Source organism: Peribacillus sp. TH27 (assembly GCF_016650915.1).
GTDB lineage: Bacteria > Bacillota > Bacilli > Bacillales > DSM-1321 > Peribacillus > Peribacillus butanolivorans.
The window spans coordinates 2,161,807-2,180,311 of sequence record NZ_JAEKEV010000002.1 but is presented as its reverse complement, the minus strand read 5'-3'; the positions used below and the strand labels follow the sequence as shown (position 1 = coordinate 2,180,311).

Genomic DNA, 18,505 nt, shown 5'->3' with positions numbered 1-18,505 from the left:
TAAGAACTGGATGGGGGAAGAAGTGAACTTACTAACCTAGCAACCAACTATCCTTTAAACTTCAGTAGGAGACAAAATCAGCACACAGGAAAAAGCTGGTTTTGTCTCTTGTTTTAATTACATTGCTTATCTGATAGTATTGTGCAAAAAGCAATATCAGTCAAAAATATGGAACAATTCAGCTTTTTAGGAGAATGCTTTTTGTTTCTGGCTCCGATAAAATAGAAGTATATCAATAGAATCAACATATTGATAGCGCTTACTTGATGAGGTGTGAGAGTAATGAATGAGCATAAAATATTTTCGTATCCAAAGCAGCCTATGGATGAATGGATTACCTCTTTTTACCGAGTGCGGGGCGTTGAGTCGCATCTATTTAATTTTCACTCACATCAAGAGTATGAGATCTATTTCTTTCATTCAGGAGATTGCAGGTATTTAATCAACAATCGAATCTATGATTTACAACCGGGCGATATCATTCTTTTGGATGGTATGACATTACATAAGCCCAATCCACAGCCAGGCAGTACTTACATTAGAAGTATGATCCACTTTTCACCAATATGGCTGCAAGAGTTGTTGATTATCCTAGGCATCCCAAATTTACTAGACCCATTTCAAAAGCTTAACAATTGCTTGTTTCGGACAGGGTATGATGAATCGGGGATTTTTGTGGATGAAGGAATGAAAAGGATAACCAGTTTGATGGCGCATCTAGAGGCAGAGCTACAGCAAAAAGGCAAAAAAAACGAAACCATTGAAGCAGAAATAAGGCTTGAGCTTGTTCAATTGCTGGTGGGAATCTATAAAATGAGCCAAAAAGAATTAGCCCAGCACTCTAACAAAAGGACAGAAAAGGAACATCATGCTGAAGGTATTGCTTCATGGATTAATAACCACTATACCGAAAAAGTAACTTTGGATCGACTGGCCAATGAGATGAAACTGAGTAAGTATTATGCTTCTCACGTTTTTAAAGAAGTAACAGGATTTACTGTCATGGAATATGTGATGGGCTGCCGGTTTAACCAGGTGAAGTATCTGTTGGAAATGGAACCTGATCAAACGCTGGGGAATATATCTCGTGCAACAGGTTTTGAGAGTATCGCCCACTTCAGCCGGTTTTTTAAAGAAAAAGCTGGCATCACCCCATCTCAGTACCGTAAAAGTAGACTGAAAATGGACATCACGGGAAGGAAGGAGGAACAAGTTTAAATGAATCCAAATCTACTGATTTCAGGTTTTTCTGATGAAATTTCATCGGATTTTGATATCCAACTTGACACTGTCTCACAGCTTGGAATGAAGTTTATTTCTTTGCGTGGCATTGACGGGAATAATATTGGGGATTTCACAGTGGAAGAGATAAAAGAGACCGTACTTCCAAAACTTCAAAACGCAGGAATCGGTGTTTCTTCTATCGGTTCCCCAATCGGGAAGGTTTTCATAAATGATGAAGCAGGTTTTGTAAAACAAAAACTTATGCTGGAAGTCCTCTGCCAAATAAGCAGACTGCTTGACTGTAGATATATCAGAATATTCAGTTTTTATATTCCTAAGGACGAAGATCCGGACCAATTCGGAGAAGATGTGATTAGGAAGTTAACGGAATTTGCTGCGATAGCGGAAAAATACGATGTTATTTTATTGCACGAAAACGAAAAGGATATCTATGGTGACGTTGGCAGAAGATGTACAGAAATTTTGAGGAAAGTTGCTTCACCGTATTTTAAAGCGATTTTTGATTTTGCCAACTTTGTACAGTGTGGTGAAAACACCCAGGATTGTTACAACTTGTTGAAAGATGAAGTGATCTATATTCATATCAAGGATGCTATAACAACTAGTAATCAAAATGTTTTGTGCGGAACAGGAGAAGGCAGAATACCGGAAATTCTTTCTCAATTGATAGAAAGCGGTTACAAAGGATTCTTAACGCTTGAGCCGCATCTGGTTCAGTTTGATTCATTAAAGGATCTAGAGCTGGAAGATGCTGCAATGGTTATCGAGAATAATAAAGGACTTGATGGAAAAAGCGGATACAAACTTCAATACGAGGCACTCCTAAAGATTCTTGAAAAAATTGATAATGAGGAGAGATGATCATGAAAGCAGTGAGATTAGGAATTATTGGTATGGGAGCACAAGGCGGATTATATGCAGGATTTCTGGCGGAGGGAAAAGTGAAAAATATGGTGATAGGAGCCATTTGCGACATCGATTCTGCTAAAAAAGAATTGGCCGCAGACAAATATCCGGACATCCCTTTTTACGATAATTATATTGACATGCTTGAAAGCGGAAATGTAGATGCTGTTGTTACCTGTGTACCACATTATCTGCATCCCGAAATAGGAATGGAAACATTAAAGAGAGAGATTCATGCTTTAGTTGAAAAGCCTGCGGGCGTTTATACAAAACAGGTAAAGGAGCTGAATGAATATGCAGCCAAGAAACCAGAGTTGACATTCGGTATTATGTTCAACCAACGGACAAATCCACTCTATCAAAAAGTGAAAGAACTCATCGACAATGGTGAAATTGGTCAAATTCGTCGAACAAACTGGATGATCACAACCTGGTGGAGACCGCAGGGATACTACGATTCAAGCGCATGGAGAGCAACGTGGGGTGAAGAGGGCGGCGGTGTCCTTGTGAATCAGGCCCCGCACCAGCTCGACTTGCTTCAATGGATATGTGGTATGCCTAAAAAGGTATATTCTAATGTGAAATACGGTTATCAGCGAAATATTGCAGTGGAAGATGAAGTAACCGCTGTACTTGACTATGGGAATGGAGCCACTGGGGTTTTTATTACATGCACACATGATATTATCGGTACAGATCGGTTTGAAATTTTAGGTGACAAAGGCAAAATCGTTGTCGATGACAGCAAAAAAGTGACTATCAAAAGACTCTCGAAACCTGAATCGGAATTGAGCGACAGCATGAACATGCAGGATGTTATGAAAATTTTCATGGGCGGCAATCAATCTGATATATACAGTGAAGAAGTACTGGAATTCGAAAGTGTCTGGGGTGCACAGCACACAGCCGTATTGGAAAACTTTGCTGCAGCTATTGTGGAAGGGACTCCTCTACTAGCACCTGGCAGCGACGGGATACATGGAGTTACCTTAGCGAATGCGATCCATCTATCAAGCTGGTTGGATAAAGAAGTCGAAATCCCATTTGATGAAGAACTTTACTTAGAAGAATTGAATAAAAGGATCGCTGAAGAAAAAAATACTCTTGTTACATCTTAATGTGAATCAATAATAGAAACAGACAAATTCTCAGTCTTACTGGCCAAGAGTTTGTTAGAGAAGGAGATTAGCATATGTTGAAAACAGCAGTTATCGGGCTTGGAGAAATTTCTTACATACACATTCTTGCAATACAAGCTAACCCGAATGTTGAGTTGAGTGCTGTCTGTGATATCGATGAAACATTAAAAGATTCTGTACCTGGTGTTAAATTTTACAATGATTATCAAATCATGATTGAAAAAGAGGCAGTCGATTGTGTCCATATTTGTCTGCCTCACGACCTGCACTATCCTGTAACGAAATATTGTATGGAACAAAGGATACATGTATTTCAGGAAAAACCTTTGGGCTTGAACATGGAAGAGGGGCTAGCACTAGTAAAACTAGAGGAAGAAAACAAGAATATAAGGTTGTGTGTGTGTTTACAGAATCGTTTCAATGAATCTTTTGAAAAGCTTCAACTGATTATAGAAAGCGGAGAATATGGCAAGGTAATTGGTGTAAAGGGGTTAGTATCGTGGAATAGACCGTCATCCTATTATGAAGTGAAGCCATGGCGTGGCAAAATGGCATGTGCCGGCGGTGGAGTGATGATCAATCAAGCTCTTCACACATTGGATTTAATGCAGCTGATCGGTGGAGAAATGGCTTCGATAAAAGGGGAAGTTGCTCAGCTGCTGGATTATGAAATTGAAGTGGAAGATACAGCCACTGCACATATTACGTTTGAAAACGGAGCACAGGGGCTGTTTTTTGCTACAATTGCCAATGCAGAAAACGACAGCGTGGAGTTACAAGTACTTTTGGAGAAGGGGAAATTTACGATTAAAGACAGTATTCTATTTAGCGTAAATGAAGAGGGAAAGGTAAAAAGATTAGCAGAAGATGCGAAGATGCCCGGCTCAAAATTCTATTATGGTGCCAGCCATGCCAAATTAATTGATATATTCTATGAAAGTATTCTATCTGACACTCAAGATTATATTCATGCTAGAGAAGCCGTTCAATCGATAAAAATGATTGAAGCTATTCGAAAATCATCAGAAACGAAACAAGCAATATTCATGGAGGGATAAAATAATGGGAAAAGCTAAAATTGGTGTTCAAATGATGATGCTTAAAGGGAAAGTAGAAGAATTAGGTGTCTATGAAACAATGAGAAAAATTGAGGAGCTTGGTTTTCATGCTGTTGAGGTTTCACAAATTCCGATGACTGCAGAAAATGTTGCAGAGTTAAAGAGAGCCAGCCAAGATTTCAATATAAAAATCGCCGCTCTATCTGCAGCTTTAGAACCCATGCTGCCAGGAATGGGAGGGGAGACATTAACGAATGATTTTGAAAAGATTATAAACGATTGCAAAACATTGGATTGCAATTTTTTACGAATCGGCATGCTGCCCTTTACGACAATCGGGGATAAAGATAAAATCATGAGTTTTGTAAAAAAAGCAGACGAAGCGGCAGAGAAATTAGCAGAGCACGGCATTGAATTGTACTACCATAATCACCATATAGAATTCCAAAAATATGATGGTGAATATTTATTGGATATTATCAAGAATAACACTGCCAAGATTGGATTTGAATTGGATGTACACTGGATTCAGAGAGGCGGATTAGATCCTGTTGAGGTAATCAATAAATTTGAAGGCCGCATCTCATTGATCCATTTAAAAGATTATCGTATTGGACAAATTGATATGAGCGGTTTTGAAAATGAATTTGACCAGGGTAAGTTTTTTCAAGCATTTAACAATGTGATTCAATTCGCAGAGCTTGGTGAAGGAAGCCTTGATCTCAAAGCTATTATTGAAGCCGGTATAGAAAGTGGCTCACAGTACTTCCTCATTGAGCAAGATGAACTATATGGCCGTGATCCATTTGATTGCCTCAAAACTTCTGCGGATCACTTACGAAAACTAGGGTATTCTGATTGGTTCTAATAATAAAATAATAAATTGGAATAAGCAGAATTAAGGAACCTAAACAGCAACTGGGGTTTTGTTGAGAGGTTATTTTAATTGGCATCAAGCAAAGTAGATATCGGAAGACAAAAAAACAATTCACGATTTATTTTTGTGAATTGTTTCGGACTGGTTCAGAAAGATCAAACGGTATAAATTCACCATACTCTTCCAACTTGTTAATTAAGGAAAGAATGAGATTTTTCATTTTATCGCCTCCTGTTGTGTTGTTGCCTTTATTATCAACTAATGGATAATTTTGAGTCAACATCGATGAAAGCGATAACAATAGTTAAGAAAACGTACATCATTCACTATTTACGCTATCATGCTCTATTATTCTTTCTCTTTCATAAGCTTTGTTCAGGGAGCAGTTCTTCAATATGTAAACATAAATTGATAGGAAGTAATGCTCCAAATGGATTTACGGAAGAACGATAATGATATTATTTACTTTATTAATTTGTCTGGTAAACAAATTAATAAAGGCTTTTTTTAAAGTGATTTTAAAGGGTTTACACAAACGTTATTGACCAACAAATAAAAAGACGTAATGGAGCGGGCTTGACCGCCTTGTGGAACGGACTCGAATGACTGTTGAATCTTAACAAGAAAAAGCCGTTCATATTTCCGAGTATTGGAAGCTACGGGAGAAGGACAACTTGGAGTTACAGAGGACAGCATTGGCTGAATAGGAGGAATAGTAGAATGACAAATTTATTTGATTTAACTGGAAAAACAGCCGTTGCAATTGGCGGAAACAGCGTATTAGGTTCTTCCATCTCCAAAGGATTTGCCGCACAAGGCGCTAGTGTAGCGATTGTCGGAAGAAACCTTGAGAAAGCGGAAGAAGTCGTTAAGGAAATTGAAAGCAGCGGTGGAAGTGCAAAGGCTTTTCAGGCTGATGTATGCTCACGTGATTCTTTATTGAAAGCGGCAGATGAAATTGAACAATGGTCCGGCGGTTGGGACATTCTTCTGAATGCACCGGGAAAAAATAGTTCAACAATGTTCTTTGAACTCGGAATGGATGAATGGGATGACATTATGGATGTCAATTTAAAAGGCATCGTGTTAACCTGCCAGATCTTTGCGAAGAAGATGATTGAACAGGAAAGAACAGGCAGTATTATTAATATTTCTTCTGTTTCATCGACCACGCCATTATCCAAGGTGTTTACATATTCTGTTTCAAAAGCAGGGCTTAACAGCGTGACACAGTTTTTGGCACGTGAATTCGCTCCGAACGGCATTCGTGTCAATGCTATAATTCCAGGTTTTTTCCCAGCTGAACAAAATAGCAAAATCTTAAGCGCTGAACGAATCGAGTCCATTATGAATCATACGCCAATGAATCGATTTGGTACACCGGAGGAATTGCAAGGCGCTGCTGTGTGGCTTGCCTCTGAAAGAGCATCAAGCTTTGTCACAGGAACACTAATTCGAGTGGACGGTGGATTTGGCAGCATGACAATCTAAGATATCAGTAACCCTACAGACTTGAAAATCACGCAACGATGAATTGCATCGGCTGCGGTGGTATTTTTAGGGGAAGTACTTCTTTAACAATCATAACCGGCTCTTCCACTGTTCCTCGTGTACCGCCCACAGAGTATTTCCACCAAAGTAAAGCTTAATCATGGTTCCAAGAGCCAGCTCGATGGCACAAAATATTTTGAGCTTAAGTCATATGGTTTGCATAATTTTCCAGGATGTTCGATGGAGGACTACACGCCTTGCAATTAGTAGTAGTCATTACCTCCGCACTACTCATATTAATAATGGCGATGGCATCGATATCGCTCATTAAATGGATAAAAGAGGATCAGCTGATAACAGTAGCATAGAAATAACTATCAATGAAGAATCTATAAAACTAACATCTTAATGTATCATTCAAACTGTGAGGATGAAGAACAGACACATTATTCATTATCATTTTTTTCTAAGTATAAATCTTGTATCCACCTTTTAATGTAACATCAAAGGTCATTATTTTTAGGCTTAGCATATGAAGCATTAAAATATTCTATCTACCTAGTTCGTAAAAGTTATACTTTTACGAACTTTATTTATATATTTACGAATGTTATTGAAAGATGAGTTAAAAAAATGAATGGTAGTAAAATTAATATACTTGTTAGCGGCAGGGGATTAAAATGATAGCCAGCAAACTTAAAACTATAGAAGAAACTCGTCAAAAATAACTCTTTTTGGCTGTAATTCCCTCACCTCATTTTCAAAACTACGTTCCATTATGACCTGATTTATCCCCAGTTCCTTAGCATTTATAATCATTTCCTCCAAGTGTCTCTTTAAATTATGTTATGTGAGTTTCAGGATTATCTGTATAAAATATCCTGGATGAAGAAACATAGAAAAATGGAGTTAGAGCGACCTGCAAAAAAATGGGGGTAACCAGCTTGATTCGTAATGTGAGTAAATTGTTAAGAAAGACGAAAGAAAAAAAACCTCATATACAAAATAATTACCAGGATTCTAAACCGGAGGACCCACTTAATGGAGAGTTTAGTCAAAATGTAGAAACGCTTCGTTTGATTTATGATAATTGTTCAGATGTCATGTTCCGCTCGTTCTTACTTTTCGGTAAAACGAGAGCAATGCTTATTTACATTGAGGGTCTTTCAGACATCGAGGGGATAGAAGAATATGTGCTTTCTCCACTCATGCAGGAATCAGCAAATGTGCCACAACCATTAAATGACTTTCTAGTACATAAAATGCCCATTTCAAAAGTGAAAAGAGTGAAAATGATAGCGGATTGCATTGAATCTATCTCCATTGGAAATCCGATCCTTCTATATGAAGGGGAGCGTGATGGATTTTCTTTAGGATTGTCTAAATGGGAAAAGCGAGCAATTGAAGAACCTGTTGCTGAGGGAGGAATAAGGGGATCGCGAGAGGGATTTAATGAATCTCTAGAGGTAAATACATCTCAATTGAGACGTATTATTAAAAGTCCTGCTCTTAAAATGCAATCGATGAAAATTGGGAAATATACTCAGACGACTGTTGCGATTGCATATATTGATGGACTTGTGGATAAAGCACTGATTGAAGAGATTACGATTCGGCTGGAACGAATTGAGATGGACGGTATTTTAGAAAGTGGATATATCGAGGAAATGATTGAGGACAATCCGTATTCACCTTTCCCTCAGATCTTGTCAACAGAACGGCCGGATGTAGCCTGTTCGTGCTTGCTGGAGGGACGGGCAGTCATTCTTGTAGAAGGAACCCCTTTTACTTTAATTGCTCCAGTATCTTTCTTTTCTTTGATTCAATCACAAGAGGATTATTATCAACGTTTTATGATAGGAACTCTCATCCGTTGGTTACGTTATATTTTTATGGTGTTATCTCTATTGCTTCCTTCCTTTTATATTGCTATTTTGACGTTCCATCATGAAGCGGTCCCAACTGCACTGCTGCTAAGCATGGCTGCATCCAGGGAGGCGGTCCCTTTCCCTGCTATTATTGAGGCATTGATCATGGAAATTACGTTTGAAGCACTAAGAGAGGCAGGGGTTCGATTGCCAAAGCAGATAGGCTCTGCTGTCAGCATTGTTGGAGCGCTAGTGATTGGTCAAGCTTCCGTACAAGCAGGGTTGGTTTCAGCACCAATGGTGATTGTAGTTGCGATTACGGGGATTTCTTCTTTTATGATGCCTCGTTATATTGCTGGAATTGCGATAAGGATGCTGCGTTTTCCAATAATGCTGCTTGCCGGTACCTTAGGACTGCTTGGCATAATAATGGGAGTTATTGCTATAGTCATTCATTTGTGCAACTTGCGCTCCTTCGGTGTTCCCTATTTAGCACCACTTGCACCTTTAAAAGGTAAAGAACTGAAAGATGTACTATGGAGATCTCCTATGTGGATGATGGATACACGCCCGAGCTTTACAGGGAAATCTAACGTATACCGTCAGTCTCCAGAACAGGGGCCAAAACCCAAAAGGGGAAGTGAAACGGAGTGAATACTGGTTGGAGGCGATCAAAGATATTGGAGAAGGTAAAGAGGCGTTACTTCAGGAAAAGCGTCCTGCTTTTTCTGGGCATTTGTGGAACAATCCCTTTAGTAAGCGGGTGTTGGGATCGAGTGGAAATCAATGATTTGGCGATTGTCACAGCAGCAGCCATCGAAAAAAAGGAAGATAATCAAATCGAGCTATCCATCCAAATATTTATCCCTAAGTCATTAAGCAGCGGAGGCGGTCAAGGAGGGCCAGGTGGAGGAGGTGGAGTACCTACAACATTGGTGAGATCCGAAAAAGGATCCAATATTTCAGATGCATTGTCTAAGCTTCAAAGCAAGGTTCCACGCAAAATTTTTTGGGGACAATGTAAAGTATTTGTATTCGGCGAAAAGGTAGCAATGGAAGGAATACAAGAGCATCTGGATTTCTTGCTGCGCCATCCGCAGCCAAGGGAGAGAGCATATGTGTATGTCAGCAAAGGAAAAGCTAAGCCTATCCTTGAATCATTGCCACCTCTAGAAACCTATTCAGGGGAGGTGATGAGGGAACTAACTGATTTACATATAGGGATGCGGGTCACATTACAGAATTTAGATGAAATGTTAACGGGTAAATCTCACGCTGCTGCACTTCCGTTAATTGGTATTTTACCGCCTGGGAAAGGTGAAAAGAAATTACAGGGGATTCCTTACATTGTCGGAGCAGCCGTGTTTAATAAAGATAAAATGATTGGCACGATGACGGAAAAAGAAACAAGAGGGATATTGTGGTTAAGAGATGAAATAGAATCCTACACAGTGACCCTAAAACCCAAAGGTGAAAAAGGGGAGATATCTTTAAATCCTGTGTCGGCACAAGTCAAGCTGGTTCCACAAATTCAAAATAAGAAATGGAAATTGCTAGTGAAGGTTAATACAGAAGGATCTGTTATTCAGAATGGAACGAATATGATTCTTTCAAGTCCAAAAGCACTAAAGGATGCAGAAAGATCTTATCAAAAAGAGATAGAAAAGCGTATCGAGATGGCTTTTCTGCGTACTCAGAATAAGAAAGCTGACATTATAGGGTTAGGTAGAGACTTCTATCGGAAATATCCTAAACAGTTTAATAAAATCGAAAACCACTGGAATGAGATATTTGAGGAGATTGAAGTGGAAACTGATGTTGTGGCCCATATTCGCAGACAGGGCTATATAGACAAACCGGCGGGGCTGCCTGAGAAAGAGGTGAAGGACAAGTGAGATGGGGGACATTTTTGTGTACAACAGTAATTGTAGCTCTAATCATTTTGTATGAGTGGCCGAAAATGAAACAAAATCCTAAAAAAGACAAAATGGCTTTTTTCTCATTGCTCCTCATGGGTTTGGTTCTGTCCATGTTCAATATTCAACAAATGTCAGGACCCACTGCATGGATTGTAACTTTTTTTAAGCCGTTTGGAGAGTTTATGGAAAAGTAAAGGCCCATGATTGAGGCGGATATCATTTACCTCATACAGAGGAAAGGAGGAGGATGATGGAGAAAGGTAAAATTTCATCCCTGCAGATGGCGATCATGTTGTATCCTACGATTGTGGCTACAGCTATACTCGGGGCTCCAAGCATCACAGCAAAATATGCTCTAAATGATTTATGGCTGTCCCCCATTTTAGCTGCCCTCATCGGGTACGCGACGGTGTATATCGCTTATAAACTGCACAAACTTTATCCGAAACAAACGGTTATCCAATTCAGTGAACAAATTATTGGTCGGATTCCGGGGAAAATTCTCGGTTTTTTATACTTGTTTTTTTATATCCCTATCACGGGGGAAATCCTAAGAGGTTACGGAGACTTTATTGTCGACTCTTTTATGGTCAATACCCCGATTATCGTGATCATGGCATCGATGGTAATCCTTTGTGCACTTATCGTACGCGGAGGTATAGAGGTGTTGGGGAGAGCTGCCGAATTGTTTTTACCTATTTTTATCTTTCCGATCTGTATCTTAATCATCCTACTGAGTGCAGATCTTGATTTTAAGAATATATTCCCGATATTGGGGGAAGGGATTATGCCTCCACTAAAGGGTGCTATTATACCGGGTGGATGGTTCAGCGAGTTTTTTCTGATTATTTTTCTCCTCCCTTTTTTAGCGGATATGAAAAAAGGAATGAAATACGGGATGATGACTGTTTTTGCCGTGATGATGACGTTAGTTGTGGTAAACCTAATCGTTCTTTTTGTACTCGGACCATCGACATCCTCTAAGGTTTATCCTCTGATGAACGTAGCTCGGTATATAAGTTTCGGCGCCTTTTTTGAACATTTGGAATCCGCCGTTATGGCCATTTGGGTAGTAGGAGCGTTTGTCAAAATTTCTGTGTTTTATTATGCGGCTGCTTTAAGTACCGCCCAGTGGCTGAATCTTTCCGACTATCGGCCTGTTGTATGGCCGATAGGGATATTAATTGTAGAATTCAGCTTTTGGTCGTTTCCTAGCTCTATGGAAGTTAGTCGTTATGATATCATCGCCTTCCCTTTTCATGGAATTTTGATGCAAACGATTATTCCTCTGCTTTTGTTGGTGATTGCTTTTGTAAGGAAGCGAAATAAGGGAACAAAAACCGGCTGAATTAGATTTTTTCTTGATATTGGTGGGGCACGTTATATGGGAGGGAGCACTTATAAAACCGTTAAGAGAGTTTATGCAAAGTGAATCGATCTTTGGGCTGCGTGATTTCGATTTTCCATACAATCACAGAAAGGAGAAAGATGATGGAGAAAGGCAAAATTTCATCACTACAAATGGCAGTCATGTTGTATCCTACTATCGTGGCTACCGCTATTCTTGGGATTCCAAGCGTCACAGCGAAATTTGCCAAAACGGATTTTTGGCTGTCCCCTATTTTTGCGTCCCTCATGGGGTATGTGACGGTGTATATCGCTTATAAACTGCACAAACTTTATCCGAAACAAACAGTTATCCAATTCAGTGAACATATCATTGGCCGATTAGCGGGGAAAATCATCGGTTTTATATTCTTGTTTTTTTATATCCAGATCACGGGAATCATTATCAAAGAGTATGCAGAATTTGTAGTGGACTCCTTTCTAATTAATACACCAATAATCGTGATCATGGGAACAATGACAGTCCTCTGTGCCTTCGTCGTACAAGGTGGTTTAGAAGGAATAGGGAGGGCTGCCCAATTATTTGTCCCTCTTTTTATATTTCCACTGCTTATCGCAATTATTTTGGTGTTCCCCGATTTTGAATTTAAGAATATATTCCCTATATTGGGGGATGGAATTATACCTCCTATCAAAGGCTCAATTGTTCCGGGTGGATGGTTCACGGAGTTTTTTCTTATGACTTTTTTCCTGCCTTTTTTAGCGGATAAGAAAAAAGGAATGAAGTACGGAATGTTGACGGTCTTTGCTGTGATGATCACGTTAGTTGTGGTAAATCTTGTCGTTCTTTTTGTACTCGGAACAACGACACACACTAAGGTTTATCCTCTGATGAACGTAGCTCGTTACATCAGTTTTGGCGAATTTTTTGAACATATGGAGTCCATCGTCATGGCCATTTGGGTAGTAGGGGCTTTTGTGAAAATTTCTGTGTTTTATTATGCCACTGTTTTAGGTACCGCACAGTGGTTAAATCTTTCGGATTATCGGCCCATTATATGGCCGTTAGGAATCTTAATGATAGTTTTCGGCTTTTGGTCAATGCCTAACTCAATGGACTTGGAGCGTTTTAACCTCGAAACTTTTCCTATTTATGCAGTATTAATACAAACCATTATTCCGCTGTCTTTATTGGTGATAGCTGTTATACGTAAAAGAAAAAGCAAACGAAATAGTAAGGGAATCAATTCAGGCTAATATTTCAGATTGTTGCCGTTTTATTTTTTAATTTTTTTTGGCATTGAAAGGGAATGGTGATTCTTCCTAGAAATAACAGGTTAGCAGGTCGCAAAATATCGTTCTCAATAACGTTTTACGATTCAGGAAATGATTACTGTAATGGAGGATGAGTCATTTGCAAATTTAGAACAATTGTTGATAAAAAAAAGAAAGAAAATACAAATCCAAATAAAAGACCTATGGCTTCAGGCGGGTGAGATTGATGAGTTTCTTGCATCAGCGAAGGAGGAAAATGAATGATCCAATGGAAAGAAGAAAGGATAATCGAGAGTAATATTGAAAATGTGTGGAGTTTATTTTTTGATAAAAATATTAAGAAAATTATGGATAAAGTGGAGGGGCATACTAATTGAAAAGAAGGAAGAGGAAGTGGGCGCAAAGCATAGGCAAAGTTATCGTGAAGGAAAGCGATTGGAAACCTATATCGTTGAAACATTAAAGTATGAAGACCTTGAGGATAAAAAGCAGAAGCAAATTAGTTTTGTTTTAGGAAAGGCCTTTGAAATTACTCTAACGTTTACGTTGCTTAAGATCGATGATACACACATGAAATTTATTTATGAGGGGCAAAATAAAGGAGTTAATTTTGTAGGTAGAGCAATGTTGAAACTAGGTAGCGAGAAAAGCAACAATAAGGTAGTACCGGAATTTATGCAAAAGGTTGAACAAGAAGCGCTAAAAGCTTAGCGTATGGAGCGAAATTATTACTCTATGTTAATACAACGAATGAGCTTTTTCATACATTCGATGTTAACAGTAAAACGGATACTGTAGTCTATCTCCTCTAAGAACTGAACGACTGGCCCCTGATAATGTTACCTGTTGAAATCTCTTCAAGCGTAAGTAATCAATAGTGATTTTCCTAAGGCTTCCTTTAAGCTTGTCTTACTTTCTCCTTATGTAATGTCTAATCCAATGATGGAGCCGATTTTTCATCCTCATGGATCAGATCTAGATTAACCTAGACCCCTCATTTTTAGTGCATATATGCTTATGCTTCGACTATCAAAATACGTCTAGAGTTAAAACTCACTTGGGCAAGAAGGGATGATATAATTTGGATATATGTGATTATTTTACAAAATGATAGAATGTATCTACCAAATATTATATTTTTGGGGGAGGGGAAACAATGAGACATAATTTAGTAGAACATAAAGAGCATTTTCAGCGAGACGAATTAGAAGTTGCGCGCTGGATGAAAACGGATTTTGTTTTTTTGCGTAATACCACTACGTTAAAAGATGCAGCGGAGCTTCTTATAAAGAATCAATTGAATGAGGTACCGGTTGTTGATGAACATCAACATTTTCTTGGTGTATTATCTTTATCTATGATTATGCAATCCTTGTTAAAAGACACTTCCCTAGATGAGTCAATCGAAATACATTATGACCGGAGGATTAAACCGCTTTCCTTTCAAGAAATATTATCAGGCATTTCGCCACTGACTAAAGCTAGTGTTCCTGTTGTTAATAATCAAAATATTTTGATAGGTGTGTTGACTCAGCATGAAATTTTAGAAGTTCTTGCCCAAACCTATCACAAAATGAACTTGCTAGAAACTAAGGTAGAATGGTTCAATGTTTGTTTTGATAATATTTATGAAGGTATTATTGTAGTTGATAAAAATGGTTTCGTCAAAATGATTAATAAAGCATATAGTAGTTATCTTGGGGTGGAACAAGGCGCAGCTATTGGTCAACATGTAGTAAGTGTAATTGAAGGAACCCGCTTACATATTGTTCTTCAAACCGGAATTCCAGAACGGAATCAAGTTCAATTTTTGCAAGGACAGGAAGTGGTTGCTCATCGTATTCCTATTTGGAGGAATAATGAAATAATCGGTGGGATAGGGATACTCGTTTTTCAAGGGGTATCTGAATTATATAGGATATTTGATAGAATCCAGGACTTACAAGTCACAAAAAATCCTTCACTTTCTAACATTAATATTGAACAACAGCCTCCAAAAGAGGATCCAATAACCTTTGCTCAAGTCATTGGTGAGAGTGAAAGCTTTGCACATGCAAAAAACATTGCTCGTCGTGCAGCAAAGTCACCTGCATCCATATTGATAACGGGTGAAAGTGGAGTAGGAAAAGAGATATTTACCCAGGCAATCCACTCCCTTAGTAATTACAGCGGAGGTCCTTTTATCAGTGTTAACTGTGCTTCTATACCTGAACAATTATTAGAATCGGAGCTATTTGGTTACGAAGAAGGGGCTTTTACTGGTTCAAAGAAAAAAGGGAAACCAGGGAAGTTTCTTTTAGCGCACAAAGGGACCCTTTTTCTCGATGAGATTGGTGATATGCCTTTACATATGCAATCAAAGATATTACGTGTCCTGCAAGAAAGAGAAGTAGAACCAGTTGGTGGATCAAAGCCTATTTCTGTCGATTTCCGACTTATTGCTGCGACCAACCGTCCAATCGAGGATATGATAAAAGAAAATAAATTCCGAGAAGATCTTTATTATCGTTTGAATGTCATTCCCATCTATATTCCACCTTTAAGGGAAAGGAAAAATGATATTCCACTTCTTATTGGTCACTTTATTAAATTAATTTGTAAAAAATATAAGATACCATCTAAAGAGATTAGTAGAGAAACGGTAGCAGACTATGATGGAGTATGAATGGCCAGGAAATATCAGGGAGCTGGTGAATGTAATAGAAAGGCTAGTTACATTGGTAGAAGGCCATGATATTTATTTTGCTGATTTTCAGCGCTATTTTTTAGAACAAAAAAAGCAGATTCCAGAATTCACAACAATGGAAAAAACGAAACTTGAAAGTTTTAACTCATTTGAAAGCCTTAAAAATGCAGGATTAAATAAGGAAAAAGAATTATTACTTCTAATTATTAAAGAAGAAAAGGGAAATAAAACACGTGCAAAGAAAAAAATAGGGATCTCAAGAGCTACTTTATACAATAAATTGAAGGAATATAACATAGAATTGTCTACTTGATTAGACAACTGAACAAAATATTTTACAACTGTATAATAAGTTATACAGTTTTTTATTAGGAATTTAAAATAATTGTGTGTTTTCACATAAATCAAATGTGGCACAGTTATTGCATTGTTTATAGGTAAGAGTCGAATCAAAAAAACTAAATAATGGTGGAGGTGCTAAATGGTCATTAGCTTTATAGGATTTTTTGCCGCCTTAATTTTATTAATTATTTTTACTATGCGAGGAGTCAATATCATCATTGCTGCATTAGTATCTTCAGCAATCCTAGCATTAACAAGCCGGTTGCCTTTAGAGAAAGCGCTTACAGTTAATTACATGGATGGGTTCACCGGATATTTTGCTTCATGGTTTCTAGTATATTTACTTGGAGCTGTGTTTGCTGTTGTTACAGCTTGTGCTTTGATGACCTATGGTGGAGTAAGTATTGCCATCGTCGCATTTTCGGTATATCCAATTGCAGTCTCTTTATTTAAAGCAGCAAATCTGCCTCATCGATTTATTCCAGGTGCTATTGTATTTGGATCTATCTCATTCTCAATGACTTCACCAGGATCACCAGAAGTTCAGAATTTGATACCTATGGAATTCTTTAATACTCAGCCAACAGCAGGTGGTTTGATTGGTGTTATCATTGCTGTATTTATCATGATTCTAGGTGGTTTTTGGCTTAAGAGCATGGTCTCTAAAGCAGTGAAAGATGGAGAGTTTTTCAATTTGCCGAATTCGGAAACGGATGGAGCAGCATTAGCAGAAACAGCAGCTACGGTAGAAATGAAAAAGGATGAAAAATTACCGAATATTCTGATTGCCATTTTGCCCTTGGTTTTAGTAGTCATTGTTTTGAATATCATGTCAAAGTTTCTTTCTCCAACTGGTGCAGCGTTAGTGGCTTTATTTTTAGGGGTCATCGTTGGGCTTGTACTGATGAATAAATATACCCGGAAATATGGCATGATTTTTGGTAAAGGAAGTGAAAACGCTATCATTGCAACTGCGAATATCTGTGGAGTTGTTGGTTTCGGTGCAGTTGCAAAAGAGTCACAAGCATTTACATATATAGTAGATTCGCTTGTTGGTATGCCTGGAATGGCTTACGCAGGATTAGCGGCTGCTGTGACGATTATTGCTGGTGTTACAGGCTCAGCATCAGGTGGACTGGGAATCGCACTTCCAATTTTGGCTCCTCTTTATAATGCACAAGGGTTAGATCCAGGGGCAATGCACCGTATTTCGTCACTTGCTTCTGGTGGACTTGATTCGCTTCCGCATAACGGTTATGTGGTCACAACCATTAGAGTAGTAAGTAATGAGACACATAAACGGGCTTATAAGCCAATTTTTATTCTGAGTGTTGTTGTTCCAATGATCGCATTGGTTTTAGCGGTCTTGTTATATACAATTTTTTATTAACATGAAAACAATTAATAAATATGGAGGGAACTATATGAAGGAATTTCAAACAATAGCTTTTATTGGTTTAGGAAATATGGGACTGCCCATGGCTACTAATCTTGTGAAAGCTGGATATACCGTTTACGGTGTGGATACAAATTCTGATGCAGAAAAGAAGTTTTCACAAGATGGTGGAAAAATAGGTGTCCCTACTGAGCTTTTGGCTAAGCAAGTAGACATTGTCATGACAAGTCTTCCTACTCCACAAATTGTTGAGAAAGTCTACTTAGGAGATGGTGGAATCGTTGAAAACGCAGATTCTGCTCTAACTATTATTGATTTTAGTACCATTTCTCCTCAATTAAATGAAAAGATATATGCCATTACCAAGGAAAAAGGAATCGACTATCTTGGAGCACCAGTAAGTGGAAGCGTTTCTGGGGCAGTAAATGGCACCCTAACGATCATGGTGGGTGGAGACAAAAAGGTTTATGAACAAGCTCTGCCATTACTGAGAGTATTGGGTGACAATCCATTTCATTTAGGTGAAAGTGTGGGTGTGGGGACCGTTATTAAACTATTAAATAACTTAATGATTGGTTTTTATACACAAGCTGTCGCAGAGGCTGTTGCCCTTGGAGAACAAATGGGCGTGAAAGCAGATACGATTTATGATGTTTTAAGTGTTAGTTTCGGTCAAAGCAGAATATATGAAAGAAACTATAAAGGGCATATTGCACAAAACAACTTTAATCCAGGTTTTTCAACAAATCTCTTATTAAAAGATTTAAAGCTGGCAAAACAAATGGCAGACGAAAACCAGACTCCATTGCCAATTGGGGATAAGTTAATTGATTTATATTCCGAGGCTGTGGAAAAAGGATATGGCGAGCAGGATATGGCATCTGTATATCTAATGGTCAAAGAAATAATCCCAAGTAAAAATGATGGTTTAGTATCTAATAAAAATTAGGAGGAAT

Annotated in this window: 18 protein-coding genes; all 18 read left to right on the top strand. The window is 38.3% G+C overall.

The window, feature by feature from the left end; all coding sequences use genetic code 11:
• The first annotated feature begins 282 nt into the window (after positions 1-282).
• The 18 genes from JFU24_RS11870 to JFU24_RS11790 all read left to right on the top strand — a co-directional run bounded on the left by JFU24_RS11870 (position 283) and on the right by JFU24_RS11790 (position 18,498).
• Complete coding sequence (locus tag JFU24_RS11870) at positions 283-1,218, top strand: AraC family transcriptional regulator (protein WP_201249983.1); 936 nt, start codon at positions 283-285, stop codon at positions 1,216-1,218.
• Positions 1,219-2,106 (top strand): sugar phosphate isomerase/epimerase family protein, encoded by an 888-nt coding sequence (locus JFU24_RS11865; RefSeq protein WP_201249982.1) that lies wholly within the window; start codon positions 1,219-1,221, stop codon positions 2,104-2,106.
• A gap of 2 nt (positions 2,107-2,108) precedes the next feature.
• Entirely contained in the window at positions 2,109-3,269 is a 1,161-nt protein-coding gene (locus tag JFU24_RS11860; protein WP_201249981.1) for a Gfo/Idh/MocA family protein, read from the top strand.
• 74 nt (positions 3,270-3,343) lie between these two features.
• Entirely contained in the window at positions 3,344-4,348 is a 1,005-nt protein-coding gene (locus JFU24_RS11855) for a Gfo/Idh/MocA family protein (RefSeq protein WP_201249980.1), read from the top strand.
• A gap of 4 nt (positions 4,349-4,352) precedes the next feature.
• Positions 4,353-5,216: a sugar phosphate isomerase/epimerase family protein gene (locus JFU24_RS11850; RefSeq protein WP_201249979.1), complete on the top strand. Its 864-nt coding sequence runs from the start codon at positions 4,353-4,355 to the stop codon at positions 5,214-5,216.
• Between the two features lie 729 nt (positions 5,217-5,945).
• Positions 5,946-6,716 (top strand): SDR family oxidoreductase, encoded by a 771-nt coding sequence (locus JFU24_RS11845; RefSeq protein WP_201249977.1) that lies wholly within the window; start codon positions 5,946-5,948, stop codon positions 6,714-6,716.
• Positions 6,717-7,645: 929 nt separating this feature from the next.
• A complete protein-coding gene (locus JFU24_RS11840; RefSeq protein ID WP_201222009.1) occupies positions 7,646-9,238 on the top strand; it encodes a spore germination protein in 1,593 nt (530 codons plus the stop codon).
• A 7-nt stretch (positions 9,239-9,245) separates the two neighbouring features.
• Positions 9,246-9,374 (top strand): hypothetical protein, encoded by a 129-nt coding sequence (locus JFU24_RS30765; RefSeq protein ID WP_274608166.1) that lies wholly within the window; start codon positions 9,246-9,248, stop codon positions 9,372-9,374.
• Positions 9,361-10,479, top strand: coding sequence for a Ger(x)C family spore germination protein (locus tag JFU24_RS11835; RefSeq protein WP_342214686.1), 1,119 nt, complete (start codon positions 9,361-9,363; stop codon positions 10,477-10,479). Before JFU24_RS30765 ends, JFU24_RS11835 begins: the two co-directional genes overlap by 14 nt.
• A gap of 14 nt (positions 10,480-10,493) precedes the next feature.
• Complete coding sequence (locus JFU24_RS11830) at positions 10,494-10,697, top strand: hypothetical protein (protein WP_207196258.1); 204 nt, start codon at positions 10,494-10,496, stop codon at positions 10,695-10,697.
• A 56-nt stretch (positions 10,698-10,753) separates the two neighbouring features.
• On the top strand, positions 10,754-11,851 hold the full coding sequence (locus JFU24_RS11825) for a GerAB/ArcD/ProY family transporter (protein ID WP_201222005.1): 1,098 nt from the start codon (positions 10,754-10,756) through the stop codon (positions 11,849-11,851).
• Between the two features lie 143 nt (positions 11,852-11,994).
• Positions 11,995-13,107: a GerAB/ArcD/ProY family transporter gene (locus JFU24_RS11820; RefSeq protein ID WP_342214685.1), complete on the top strand. Its 1,113-nt coding sequence runs from the start codon at positions 11,995-11,997 to the stop codon at positions 13,105-13,107.
• A 141-nt stretch (positions 13,108-13,248) separates the two neighbouring features.
• Positions 13,249-13,389 carry a hypothetical protein gene (locus tag JFU24_RS11815; RefSeq protein WP_201249976.1) on the top strand — a complete coding sequence of 47 codons (141 nt, stop codon included), beginning with the start codon at positions 13,249-13,251 and terminating at the stop codon, positions 13,387-13,389.
• A 129-nt stretch (positions 13,390-13,518) separates the two neighbouring features.
• Positions 13,519-13,836: an SRPBCC family protein gene (locus JFU24_RS11810; protein WP_342214684.1), complete on the top strand. Its 318-nt coding sequence runs from the start codon at positions 13,519-13,521 to the stop codon at positions 13,834-13,836.
• A 445-nt stretch (positions 13,837-14,281) separates the two neighbouring features.
• Positions 14,282-15,790 carry a sigma-54-dependent Fis family transcriptional regulator gene (locus tag JFU24_RS11805; RefSeq protein WP_201249975.1) on the top strand — a complete coding sequence of 503 codons (1,509 nt, stop codon included), beginning with the start codon at positions 14,282-14,284 and terminating at the stop codon, positions 15,788-15,790.
• Between the two features lie 25 nt (positions 15,791-15,815).
• The gene (locus tag JFU24_RS11800) at positions 15,816-16,124 is read left to right on the top strand and encodes a helix-turn-helix domain-containing protein (RefSeq protein WP_201249974.1); all 309 of its coding nucleotides are present in this window, start codon (positions 15,816-15,818) and stop codon (positions 16,122-16,124) included.
• A gap of 168 nt (positions 16,125-16,292) precedes the next feature.
• A complete protein-coding gene (locus tag JFU24_RS11795; protein WP_201249973.1) occupies positions 16,293-17,543 on the top strand; it encodes a GntP family permease in 1,251 nt (416 codons plus the stop codon).
• 34 nt (positions 17,544-17,577) lie between these two features.
• The gene (locus tag JFU24_RS11790; protein WP_201221997.1) at positions 17,578-18,498 is read left to right on the top strand and encodes an NAD(P)-dependent oxidoreductase; all 921 of its coding nucleotides are present in this window, start codon (positions 17,578-17,580) and stop codon (positions 18,496-18,498) included.
• Positions 18,499-18,505: the final 7 nt, after the last annotated feature.